Raw genomic sequence first — 242 nt, forward strand, 5'->3', positions numbered from 1 at the left:
GCTCGGTGGTGCCGAATACGCGCTTACGAACGCGCAGATGACGGCGCTTACGAGCGGCTACCTTACCTTTGCCTTTTACAGAGTAAGACATTACTTACCTGCCTTTCCGGCCTTGCGGCGTACGTGTTCACCCGCATAGCGGATGCCCTTGCCCTTGTAGGGTTCAGGCGCGCGCAGCTTACGAATGTTAGCTGCAACTTCGCCGACGAGCTCCTTGCTGATACCAGAGACGGTGAACTTAT

The 242-nt window shown here is 56.2% G+C and carries 1 protein-coding gene and 1 pseudogene; both read right to left on the reverse strand.

Annotated elements, in window-relative coordinates; translation table 11 throughout:
* A pseudogene (locus QP381_RS09400) lies at window positions 1–91 on the reverse strand (50S ribosomal protein L18); the annotation flags it as partial.
* A partial coding sequence (gene rplF / locus QP381_RS09405) for a 50S ribosomal protein L6 (protein ID WP_285068779.1) occupies window positions 91–242 on the reverse strand: 152 nt, incomplete at its 5' end. The pseudogene QP381_RS09400 and the gene rplF, both read right to left, overlap by 1 nt.

The sequence above is a fragment of the Pauljensenia sp. UMB6358 genome, assembly GCF_030216865.1.
GTDB lineage: Bacteria > Actinomycetota > Actinomycetes > Actinomycetales > Actinomycetaceae > Pauljensenia > Pauljensenia turicensis_A.